This window comes from Flavicella sp., from assembly GCF_029238425.1.
Classification (GTDB): Bacteria; Bacteroidota; Bacteroidia; order Flavobacteriales; family Flavobacteriaceae; genus Flavicella.
Window position 1 is genome coordinate 43,616 of record NZ_JAQWGB010000123.1, and the last position, 11,532, is coordinate 55,147.

12 protein-coding genes are annotated in these 11,532 nt (G+C 33.7%); 7 read left to right on the plus strand and 5 right to left on the minus strand.

The annotated features are described in order from the left end of the window. Positions 1-5 precede the first annotated feature (5 nt). Together P8H68_RS09280 and P8H68_RS09285 are read right to left on the minus strand one after the other, a co-directional pair. On the minus strand, positions 6-1,658 hold the full coding sequence (locus P8H68_RS09280) for a DUF4270 family protein (protein ID WP_300323880.1): 1,653 nt from the start codon (positions 1,656-1,658) through the stop codon (positions 6-8). 17 nt (positions 1,659-1,675) lie between these two features. After that, positions 1,676-2,485 (minus strand): glycogen/starch synthase, encoded by an 810-nt coding sequence (locus tag P8H68_RS09285; protein ID WP_300323882.1) that lies wholly within the window; start codon positions 2,483-2,485, stop codon positions 1,676-1,678. Between the two features lie 101 nt (positions 2,486-2,586). Between P8H68_RS09285 and panC the strand changes: the two genes are divergently transcribed. From panC to radA, 4 genes are all read left to right on the plus strand, one after another. Further along, positions 2,587-3,432 carry a pantoate--beta-alanine ligase gene (gene panC / locus P8H68_RS09290; protein WP_300323884.1) on the plus strand — a complete coding sequence of 282 codons (846 nt, stop codon included), beginning with the start codon at positions 2,587-2,589 and terminating at the stop codon, positions 3,430-3,432. Between the two features lie 73 nt (positions 3,433-3,505). Beyond that, positions 3,506-3,856, plus strand: a complete 351-nt coding sequence (gene panD / locus P8H68_RS09295; protein WP_300323887.1) for an aspartate 1-decarboxylase — start codon at positions 3,506-3,508, stop codon at positions 3,854-3,856. A 1-nt stretch (position 3,857) separates the two neighbouring features. Then, positions 3,858-4,838 carry a lysylphosphatidylglycerol synthase transmembrane domain-containing protein gene (locus P8H68_RS09300; RefSeq protein ID WP_300323890.1) on the plus strand — a complete coding sequence of 327 codons (981 nt, stop codon included), beginning with the start codon at positions 3,858-3,860 and terminating at the stop codon, positions 4,836-4,838. A gap of 44 nt (positions 4,839-4,882) precedes the next feature. Beyond that, positions 4,883-6,238 (plus strand): DNA repair protein RadA, encoded by a 1,356-nt coding sequence (gene radA / locus P8H68_RS09305; RefSeq protein WP_300323893.1) that lies wholly within the window; start codon positions 4,883-4,885, stop codon positions 6,236-6,238. Between the two features lie 54 nt (positions 6,239-6,292). Here radA and P8H68_RS09310 read toward each other — a convergent pair whose 3' ends face one another. Both P8H68_RS09310 and P8H68_RS14555 read right to left on the minus strand, forming a co-directional pair. Beyond that, on the minus strand, positions 6,293-7,039 hold the full coding sequence (locus P8H68_RS09310) for a uroporphyrinogen-III synthase (protein ID WP_300323897.1): 747 nt from the start codon (positions 7,037-7,039) through the stop codon (positions 6,293-6,295). An 8-nt stretch (positions 7,040-7,047) separates the two neighbouring features. After that, positions 7,048-7,716 carry a DUF4271 domain-containing protein gene (locus P8H68_RS14555; RefSeq protein ID WP_366144939.1) on the minus strand — a complete coding sequence of 223 codons (669 nt, stop codon included), beginning with the start codon at positions 7,714-7,716 and terminating at the stop codon, positions 7,048-7,050. A gap of 96 nt (positions 7,717-7,812) precedes the next feature. Here P8H68_RS14555 and P8H68_RS09315 point away from each other — a divergent pair, with 96 nt between their 5' ends. Genes P8H68_RS09315 through P8H68_RS09325 form a run of 3 tightly spaced genes read left to right on the plus strand, consistent with a single transcriptional unit; the run spans position 7,813 to position 10,440 of the window. Beyond that, positions 7,813-8,532 (plus strand): polyprenol monophosphomannose synthase, encoded by a 720-nt coding sequence (locus P8H68_RS09315; protein WP_300323900.1) that lies wholly within the window; start codon positions 7,813-7,815, stop codon positions 8,530-8,532. Between the two features lie 9 nt (positions 8,533-8,541). Then, positions 8,542-9,879: a dihydroorotase gene (locus P8H68_RS09320; protein ID WP_300323903.1), complete on the plus strand. Its 1,338-nt coding sequence runs from the start codon at positions 8,542-8,544 to the stop codon at positions 9,877-9,879. A 3-nt stretch (positions 9,880-9,882) separates the two neighbouring features. After that, positions 9,883-10,440: a DUF4296 domain-containing protein gene (locus P8H68_RS09325; RefSeq protein ID WP_300323906.1), complete on the plus strand. Its 558-nt coding sequence runs from the start codon at positions 9,883-9,885 to the stop codon at positions 10,438-10,440. Here P8H68_RS09325 and P8H68_RS09330 read toward each other — a convergent pair. Next, positions 10,433-11,443: an NAD-dependent epimerase/dehydratase family protein gene (locus P8H68_RS09330; protein ID WP_300323909.1), complete on the minus strand. Its 1,011-nt coding sequence runs from the start codon at positions 11,441-11,443 to the stop codon at positions 10,433-10,435. The genes P8H68_RS09325 and P8H68_RS09330 overlap by 8 nt on opposite strands. Positions 11,444-11,532: the final 89 nt, after the last annotated feature.

Below are 11,532 nucleotides of genomic sequence, written 5' to 3' on the forward strand. Positions count from 1 at the left end.
TATTTTTATCTGTTTTGATATGAGTAATTGATATTTAATTTTACCCTTTTAGTATCTGTATCACCATCTCCCGTACCTCCGAACAAAACAACCCCTCTTGGGTTCCAGTTTGGAGTTCTTACCAATGAATCAATGGTAGAGGTTGGATAATCTCCCGGATTGTAAATTTTCAATCCAAAATTATCTACATTTCGATTATTAACCGCACCACTTGCATCTTTACCAGACAGCAAATCGGTCATATAATCAGTAATTTTAAATTTATAGTAATAACTTGTTTTACCTTCTTCATCAACCTCTTCTGTCAAATCACCATCAATAACTGACAAGTTAGAGGCAGTAATATAATCTAACAATTGAGAATTGTAAGGAAGAGCCCCGTTGATAGAGGGAACTTTTTTATACAAGAATAATTTATCAACACTTGGCTTATCCTCTCCATCCGTATAGAACAAAAGATTCGCTTCATTGATCAACCATAACATATTGTCATCATCATCATTTGCTAAATCACGTAAATCTCTCAACTCATCACTTACGATTGTCTCATTGCCAGGTTGATCATCATAATCAAACAATTTAACATTAGACAATGAACCTGCAGTCCCTTGAATATAAATTTTATCTGAGTCTCTCGGATAAGAAGCTTTTTCTAGAGGCTCGTGTTTATTTGCTTTCACTCCCCCTAAATCAAATCTTCTAACAGCAGCTATTGTATCAATATTCATCCCTGTTGATACCAGAGAAATCACATTTGAATAATGCATATCTACAGAAGCATTTGTCAACGGAAAAGTAACAGTTGAAGCCCCTACTGTTGAAGTAACTTCAACATAGAGTCCTTTCATATAACGTATAAAACTTTCTTGACTTTGAAGATCATCTGGAACAGTACCATCTTTTTCTGGAAGAATACTCAATAACTTCGTTTCAAAATACCCAGGATCTAAAGACACAGACATAAACGGCGACTTATCAGAAAATGAAGTTCTCCATATATCTCCTGTTAAGGACTTTGTAAAATAAGCTGCTGTATCCAAAGGAGAAATGCTAATAGCAGCCTCATCTCTTAACAAAGCATCTACATCATAATCTCTATTTGAATAATATTTATTCACAGAAGAAGGATCTGATGGATCTAAAGGATTCAAAAAGGTAGCAAGCTCATGCACTTTTACATTGAAACCTTCATATATTACATTGTCATCTACATCTGTTGAGCTTTTACCAAAAACAGAATCTAATTGGAAAATATTCCCATCTTCTTCTACTAATCTTACACTAGAATGATAAGGAATAGTTAGAATAACTCCATCCATATGCCTTGTAACTATCGTATCTGGATGAATTATCTCTGAATAGAACTCAATGGTATCCGGAAGCATAAGCTGTGACACAAAAGAAGATCTTATTTTACCTACAGCCTCTTCGTCATAAACACCCAATAAAAACTGGCCATTCAATTCGGACTCTACGCTATCAATATATTCGTCATCAAACGCTACCTCAAAAACAGTATCTTTTGTAACAAAATTTAAATTATCAATAAAACCAGCGTCAATACTGTTTAAATCATCATCAGAACAGGCAACTACCAACAATAATAGCAGTGAAAGTAAACCAATACTTTTCATAGCATTCCTAACTTTTATTGTCATAAAAAATATTTCGGAATTTAACTTAAAACTTCATTAGAGTAGAAGTCTAAATAAGCGTCTGCAAAAGTTTCTTCAGGTTGAAAATCTAAAGTAGGCTTATTTTGCTCTGAAACAAAATCTGTCAACTCAGAAGAAAGTTCTTCAGTTGCCTGAATCACGCCATCTGAATTTTCAATAGCACTCTTTAAAATATTCATATGGCTAGGATCTTTTAAAATCTCAGCTTTTTCTTCCGAAATATTGTCAAATTTCACTTTATTAATTAACTCAGAGTTCAACGCTCCTTCAAAGTCAGATTTATATAAAGAAGTCACAATTTTACTCTCTGCAAACAAAGGATCGTCTTTATAATATTCTTTTAAATACAAAGGTAAAAGAGAAGCCATCCATCCATGAACATGAATAATGTCCGGAGCCCAGTTCAATTTCTTTACCGTCTCTACAACTCCTTTTGCAAAGAAAATAGCACGCTCATCATTATCAGAAAACAATTCACTATTCTCGTCTTTAACCGTACCTTTTCTTTTAAAATACTCTTCATTATCTATAAAATAAACCTGCATTCTTTCTTTTGGAATAGAAGCAACTTTAATGATCAATGGCATATCCATATCATTCACAATCAAATTCATTCCTGACAAACGAATCACCTCATGCAATTGATATCTTCTTTCATTGATGACACCGTATCTTGGCATAAAAATTCTTGTTTGAACACCTTTATGATGCGCTTTTCTTGCAGCTTCAAACGACGTTGACGACATTTCTGTCTCTGGCAAATAGGGTAAAACTTCAGATGAAACGTACAATACTCTCTTATCTTTCATGGTCAAAACACTTAAATTTATAGATTCTTGCAAAAATACGAATTTTTATGCTAATTTCATGTTAAAATACTAAGTTTGCACACAATTTAGCGTTAAGCCATATGAAAGTAGTCACAACAATTAAGGAAATCTCCAACATTATAACTTCCTTAAAATCATCTCAAAAGACAATTGGACTAACTCCTACTATGGGGGCTCTCCACGAGGGACATATCTCTTTGATAACCAAAGCAAGCTCTGAAAATGATTTTTCTATTGTGACTATTTTTATCAATCCAACACAATTCGATAAAAAAGAAGATTTAGACAACTACCCATCAACACTTGATGCAGATATTAAACTGGTAGAAAATACTGGATGTGATCTCATTTTCACACCTAATGCCTCAGAAATGTATGCTAACAATATAGATGTTGAATCTTTTTCTTTTGACGGATTAGAAAACGAAATGGAAGGAAAACACCGCGCGAATCATTTTGACGGAGTGGGGACCATTGTTAAAAAATTCTTCGAGATCACACAACCTACAAAAGCATATTTTGGAGAAAAAGATTTTCAACAATTACAGATCATAAAAAAAATGACTGTAAAAAACCAACTACCTATAGAAATTATTGGCTGTCCTATTTTTCGTGAAAAAGACGGCTTGGCGATGAGCTCTCGAAACACAAGACTTTCAAAAAAACAACGAGAATCGGCACCTTTTATATTTAAAACACTAACAAAAGCATCTCAATTATTTCAATCAGATTCCATTGCAACTATCAATTCATGGATCCAAACAGAATTTGACTCAAATCCAGACCTAGATCTTGAATACTTTGAAATTGCAAATGAACAAACCTTGCAAACTGCCAGTTCAAAATCAGAATCAACAAAATACAGAGCATTTATAGCAGTCTATGCAGGAAAAATAAGATTGATTGATAATATATCACTACAATAAGGAACTTGTTCAATTTCTAACAATTTGAACTCCCCATGTTTCTACTTATATACAAATTCACTAATTTTGCAGCATGCAAATAGAAGTAGTAAAATCTAAAATACACAGAGTTACCGTTACCGGTGCTGATTTACAATACATTGGAAGCATTACTATCGACAAAGACTTGATGGATGCCTCAAATTTAATTGAAGGAGAAAAGGTTCAAATTGTAAACATCAACAATGGAGAACGCTTAGAGACTTATGTGATACCAGGACCTAGAAAAAGTGGAGAAATAACTTTAAACGGACCCGCAGCAAGAAAAGTAGCAAAAGGGGATATTGTAATTATCATCTCTTATGCAACTATGGAGTTTGAAGAAGCTAAATCTTTCAAACCTTCATTAGTTTTCCCTAACGAAACAAACAATTCCCTTTCATAATTTGGCACTATCTGTAAAAAGCCTTGTAAAAAAAACAATCCCATTGGCTTTGGGTGTATTTTTAATATGGATTTCTTTATCCAAATTAACACCTGAAGACATAGAAAGTGTAAAAACATCATTTAAAACAGCAAATTATTGGTGGGTTTTACTCTCTTTAGTGCTAGGTGTTTTAAGTCATTTTTCAAGAGCATACAGATGGAAATTTATGTTGGAGCCTTTGGGTTACAAACCTAAATTCTTAAACAGTGCCATGGCAGTAATCATAGCTTATTTGGTGAATCTTGGAATACCAAGAGCTGGAGAGCTTTCTAGAGCAGCGGCATTAGCTGAATATGAAGATGTACCTTTTGAAAAAGGTTTTGGTACCATTGTGGCAGAAAGAGTTGCTGATTTAGTGATGTATGCTTTGTTCATTCTTCTCGCATTTTTCGCTCAATACGATTTGATCAAGACAGAACTTTCTAAAAAACTACCTGAGAATCCAGTATACACAGTAGTTGCTTTGATCATTCTAGCAGCGATAGGATATCTATTTCTAAAATGGTTGAAAAACTCAGAAAAAGAATCCGTTGTCAAACTTAAGACATTTATTTCTGGACTTATTGTTGGTGTCAAAAGCATCTTCACTATGAAAAAAAAATGGGCTTTTATTTTCCATACTCTGTTTATTTGGGTGATGTATATCATGATGCTTTATGTAGCAAAATTTGCTATCCCAGAAACTGCCGATCTATCTATTAATGCTGTCCTGATCAGCTTTGTAATTGGAACTTTTAGCTATGCCGCTACTAACGGTGGTATTGGCGCTTACCCAATTGCTATTCAAAGTGCTTTATTATTATATGGCATCAATGAAGTCGCAGGTTTAAGTTTTGGTTGGATCATGTGGACTTCACAAACCCTTATGGTATTGGTGTTTGGTGGACTCTCCTTTTTATTACTTCCTCTTTACAATAAATCAAAAAAAATTAGCGCCTAATATTTGCTAGTATTTTCTTTTCTTTGCCATAGAAGACTCTTATTATGGCAAAAACGAAAACAACTTTTTTCTGTCAAAGTTGCGGAACACAATTCCCCAAATGGCAAGGACAATGTTCTTCTTGTAAGGAATGGAATACTATTGTAGAAGAAATAGTTCAAAAAGAAGAAAAACGAAACTGGAAACAGACTTCCTCTAAAAAAACTGCCAATATACCACTACCCGTTTCTGAAATTGAAATAAATAAGGAGCATAGAATTCATACGCACAATAATGAACTCAACAATGTTCTTGGAGGAGGGTTAGTTCCAGGATCTGTAACTTTACTAGGTGGAGAGCCCGGAATTGGAAAATCTACCTTACTACTACAGATCGCCTTGGAAATGCAACAACAAGTGCTTTATGTATCTGGAGAAGAGAGTCAGTCTCAAATAAAAATGAGAGCAGAAAGACTTCAAAATAAAAACTCAAACTGCTTGATTCTAACAGAAACAAACACACAAAACATTTTTAAGAATATAGAGAACTTAGATCCTGATATTTTAGTAATTGACTCTATTCAAACTTTACATACAAATCAAATAGACGCGTCTCCCGGAACTGTATCTCAAATTAAAGAAACAACGGCAGAGCTTATTAAATTCGCCAAAGAAACAGCCACACCTGTTCTTGTAATTGGACACATAAACAAAGAAGGAACTATTGCTGGTCCAAAAATCCTAGAACACATGGTAGATGTTGTGCTTCAATTTGAAGGCGATAGAAATCACACCTATAGAATTCTACGGTCTCAAAAAAACCGTTTTGGTTCTACAGCAGAGTTAGGAATATATGAAATGCTTGGAACTGGCTTGCGAGAAGTTACAAATCCATCTGAAATTTTAATTAGCGAAAAGGATTCTGATTTAAGTGGAACCGCAATTGCAGCAACTCTAGAAGGTATGCGTCCCTTAATGATAGAAGTTCAAGCCTTGGTGAGTACTGCGGTTTACGGAACCCCACAACGCTCTTCTACCGGCTACAACTTAAAGAGATTAAATATGATCCTTGCTGTTCTAGAAAAAAGAGCGGGATTTAGGCTCGGAGCAAAAGACGTTTTTTTAAATATTACTGGTGGAATTCAAGTAGCAGACCCTGCTATCGACTTAGCCGTAGTTTCAGCAATTTTATCTTCCAATGATGATGAGGCTATTCCTCAAAATTATACGTTTGCAGCTGAAATAGGTCTGGCCGGAGAAATTAGACCTGTAAATAGAATAGACCAACGAATTGCTGAAGCTGAAAAACTTGGTTTTGACAAAATATTTATCTCAAAATTCAATAAATACAAAAAGGACAACTTAGGAATCCAGGTTGTTTGTGTTTCAAAGATTGAAGAAATCTACGCCTTATTGTTCTAACAAAAAAAAGCCGTTTGTCAAACAAACGGCTTTTATATCAATATAAGTCAGGTATTATTTTGACTTATTTACTTCTTTAATATATTTCTCTAAAGCCATAGTCATTGATGGCGTCTCTGGCGTGGGAGCTGAAATATCAATTTTCAATCCGGCATCCGTTGCTGCCTTAACCGTAGTATTCCCAAAAACAGCAATTCGAGTATCGTTTTGCTTAAAGTTTGGAAAATTCTTAAATAAAGAATCAATTCCTGATGGACTAAAGAAAACAAGAACATCATAAAACACATCTTCTAAATTAGAAAGATCACTCATTACCGTTTTGTACAAATCCAAACGAGTCCATTTTACACCTAAATCTTCCAAAGTTTTAGGAACTAAATCTTTCAATTTATCAGAAGACGGCAATAAAAAGTTTTCTGTTTTATGCTTTTTGATCAATTTCCCAAGTTCTGGAAAAGTTCTTTGACCTACATAAATTTTACGTTTTCTGTAAACAACATATTTCTGTAAGTAATAAGCCACTGCTTCAGACTGGCAAAAATACTTCATTTCTGCAGGTACAGTAAATCTCATTTCTTCTGCAATTCTAAAGAAATGATCTACAGCATTTCTACTTGTTAAAATAACTGCTGTAAATTCTTTTAAATCTATCTTCTCCGCACGAACCTCCTTTACAGAAATACCTTCAACATGAATAAATGATCTAAAATCGATTTTCACCTTTTGCTTTTCAGACAATTCAAAATAAGGAGAATTCTCTTTAGGCTCCGGTTGTGAGACTAGAATAGTTTTCACTTTCATATAATATACTATTTATCTACCGCTATCTTAAAAATTAATAATATCGGTACTATTTCAAGTGTGCAAAGATACACAATAAAATAAAATAAATTTTCAATTATGACTTTATTATTTCTAAACACAACAAACACAGCGGTTAACGCCATTAACAGTATAAAAACGCCTATAGACAGCGACATTAAAAACGGTTTATAAACTATATCTGAATATACCATAAACCATAATAACGGTAACATCACCAAAGAACACAACTTTAAATAAGTAAATTTTTGAATATGGAATCCTTTAAAAAGCTCAACAAAATTGAAAATATTTGCAACCACTAGAGAAATTAAGTGCTTGGCGATTATGAACACCGTCAAACCTAAAAATACAGTCCGAAGTAATTGCCAATCCTGAAATCTATCCTCAGATATTTTCATTTGATAAACCTTTGTGAAAAAGACGGAAAACACGAGATTTTGAACCAAAAAAAGTAAAATTTTAAAACCACTAAAATTGGTTTTTAATTCATTTTCATAATCCAAAAAAAAGGCTTTGGAATAGACACTTGTAAGCATCGCGTGAAACTTTTTGGGATATTTCAATTTTATTGCCGTCAAACACAATAAAATTGTGACGAACACAATGGTATATATATCATTATTTTCAAAAGACCTTTCTATCCCAATACCCATAGCAAACAATCTCTTAAAACTAATTCCAAATTATCAAAACCTTTAACGCAAAATTAGTAATAAAAAATCATACATTTGTAGTCAATTTTTAAGTCTATGTCCGATACTATAGTAATAATCCCAACGCTAAACGAAATTGAAAACATCAAAGAAATTATTTCTGCAGTTTTTAGCGATGATAAGAAATTTCACATTTTAGTAGTAGACGATAATTCTCAAGACGGGACTCCCGAAATGGTTGAAGAATTAATGCAAGAATTTCCTGAACGTCTTTTTCTTGAAAAACGAAAAGGGAAAAAAGGACTTGGTAGTGCTTATATCCATGGTTTTAAATGGGCCTTGAAAAGAAGTTATGACTACATTATTGAAATGGATGCAGATTTCTCTCACAATCCAAAGGATTTGATAAAACTTTACAATGCCTGTGTTCAAGATGGCGCTAAATTATCAGTTGGATCAAGATATGTCAACAATAATGTAAACGTTATCAACTGGAATATAAAAAGATTACTACTATCGTACTTCGCATCTAAATACGTCCAGTTTATAACAAACATCCCTTTATACGACACGACCGCTGGTTTTGTATGCTACCACAGAAGTGTTCTTGAAACCATAAATTTAGATAAAATCCAATTTGTTGGTTATGCGTTTCAAATAGAAATGAAATTCAAAACATGGAAACATAAATTCCCAATCAAGGAAGTTTCTATTGTATTTACCGATAGAACAAAAGGTACCTCAAAAATGAGTGGGTCTATTGTGACCGAAGCTATTTTTGGAGTAATTAAATTAAGATTAAAAGGACTTTCCTAAACATATATCATGAAAATTACACTTATTAAAAACGCTAACATCGTAAACGAAGGTAAAACCATCAATGCTGATGTTTTAATTGAAGGTAAATTCATAAAAACCATAGCTAATGACATTACTGCGCCAGAAAACGCTACAGTAATTGATGCTAACGGAAAATATTTGCTACCGGGTGCTATTGACGACCAAGTTCACTTTAGAGAACCAGGCTTGACACACAAAGCAAACATTGCTACAGAAAGCAGAGCCGCCGCTGCTGGAGGGATCACCACTTTTATTGAAATGCCCAATACAGTCCCACAGGCAACAACGCAAGAAGAACTTGAAAAGAAATTTACTACAGCTAGCACGGACTCGTATGTAAATTATTCTTTCATGTTTGGAGGAACAAATGACAATCTAGAAGAATTATTAAAAACAGACCCAAAACAAGTTGCTGGGATCAAATTATTCTTAGGATCTTCTACAGGGAATATGTTGGTTGATGATGAAGATGTTTTGAGAAAAATATTTTCTTCTACTAACATGGTAATCTCTGTTCATTGTGAAGATGAGGGTACCATCAGAAGAAACTTCCAAGAATACAAAGATAAATTTGGAGATGATATTCCGTTAAAATATCACCCAATTATTAGAAGCGAAGAAGCGTGTTATTTATCTTCTTCAAAAGCAATTGAATTAGCCAAAGAAACTGGAGCTCGTTTACATATTTTCCATTTATCAACAGCTAAAGAAACTGCATTATTCCGCAATGACATTCCATTGAAAGACAAAAAAATCACTGCTGAAGTTTGTGTGCACCATTTGACTTTTGAAGACAAAGACTATGAGACTAAAGGAACTTTTATCAAATGGAATCCTGCCGTAAAATCTGCTTCTGATAGAGATGGATTATGGAAAGCTCTTTTGGATGACAGAATTGATGTGATTGCAACAGACCATGCACCTCATACCTTGGAAGAAAAACAAAACGTATATACCAAAGCACCAAGTGGAGGACCACTTGTACAACACGCTTTACCAGCCATGATAAACTTTGTAAAAGAAGGTAAAATCACCTTGGAAAAAGTAGTTGAAAAAATGGCTCACAATCCAGCTATTTTATTTGAAGTAGAAAAGAGAGGTTATGTAAAAGAAGGTTTCTATGCCGATTTAGTATTGGTTGACCTTGACAAGTCATGGACAGCAACCAAAGAAAATACACTTTACAAATGTGGATGGACTCCTTTTGAAGGAACAGAGTTTAAATCTACTGTCACTCAAACTTTTATCAATGGTAATTTAATCTATGATGAAGGAAATTTTGATGATATTACCAAAGGAGAAAGAATTACATTTAATAGATAAAAAATGAAAAATAGTATTCTTATACTTTTAGTTGCTTGCATGATTTCTTGTACAAGTAATACTATTTTTAAAAAGCCAGATGACCTTATATCAAAGGACTCCATGGTTATTTTACTTTCAGATTTATACCTTGCCACTTCTTCCAAAGTGTATAAAAATAAATTCGATGAAAGAAACATAGATTACACATTTTTAGTATTTGAAAAATACGGAATAGATAGTGCCCGATTTAGAAGAAGTAATCATTATTACACTACTAAGATCGATGACTATGAAAAAATCTACAAAGAGGTAGAAAACAAAATTAAAGGATTCAATACAGAGTTCAAAGCCATTAAAAAGGTTAAAGACTCTATCAAAAGAGATAGCACCAAGCGTGCTAGATACAGGAGAGACTCTCTAAAAAAAGCTAAAAAAGACAGTCTTAGAATTCACGACAGTTTGATCAAAATCAAACCTCTAGACTCCGTCCAACCAGAGAAGGTTTTAATGGAAATGGACAGCTTGCAAAAGTCTGATTTTATTCAAGACAACGAATCTTCAAGCAAGAATATTAAATAGTATCCTTTTTATACTGATCAGCAGTCTCTTCAATAACTTTAGCTATTGATTGAAACTCAAAACTTAACATTTTTTGGACTTTTTCCGAGTTATAATAGGACTTGTTATTTGCTGATTTTGCTGCATGACGCGTAAAGCTATTCGTTTTACCGGTAATAATTGACTTTACCAAAGACAGCCTCCATCCTATTTCTGCCAATATTACATTTAACTTTACACGTGGCTTTTTCTTTTGTAAGGCATCGGCTATCTGATGAAAAACCTCTTTAAAGCCAATATTCTCTGAAACCAAAATAAATCGCTCATTAGAAATATCAGATTCCATTCCTTTGACCATTACTGAGACAACATCATTTACCCCAACAAACCCAGTCACACCCTCTGTATAAAAAGGAGTTCCTTTATCTATCATCGAAAATAACAACCCAGAATTTTCTTTCCAAAACCCAGTTCCTAGTATCACTCCTGGATTGACAATCAAAACTTTCAATCCTTCCTGAGCACCTCTCCAAACCTCCATTTCAGCTCCATACTTTGTTATAGCATAACTATAATTATTGGTCATTAGATTAAAATCATCTTCCTCATCAATAAAAGATTTTTCCACTGACTTAGCAATCGAAGCAATAGAACTCACAAAGCAAAATTTAGAAACTCCATGGGCGATACTCAAATTAACAACATTCGCTGTTCCATCAATATTCACGGATCGCATTTGTTTTGCTAAACGCTCATCAAAAGAAACCAAAGCAGCAATATGATACACTTTTTCAACCCCTTCGAAAGCAGATTCTAATGAAGGTATATCCGTAATATTAGCAGCTACCCAATCAATTTTTGAGAATAGCAAATCAGCATCTTTCCCAACATAGGAAAATACTTTTCTGGTTTTCTCTAAAGACTTTTCACTTCTATAAATTGCTCTTACGGAATGCCCAGACTGCGTCAATCGCAATAACAAATGAGCCCCTACCATTCCTGTACCACCTGTAACTAAAATCATACAACGAAAATAGCCTAAAATTATGAATTCACCTTGCTAAATCTCAACTCTTGTCCCTTTGTCTCTTACAAGCGAATCACTATATTTGC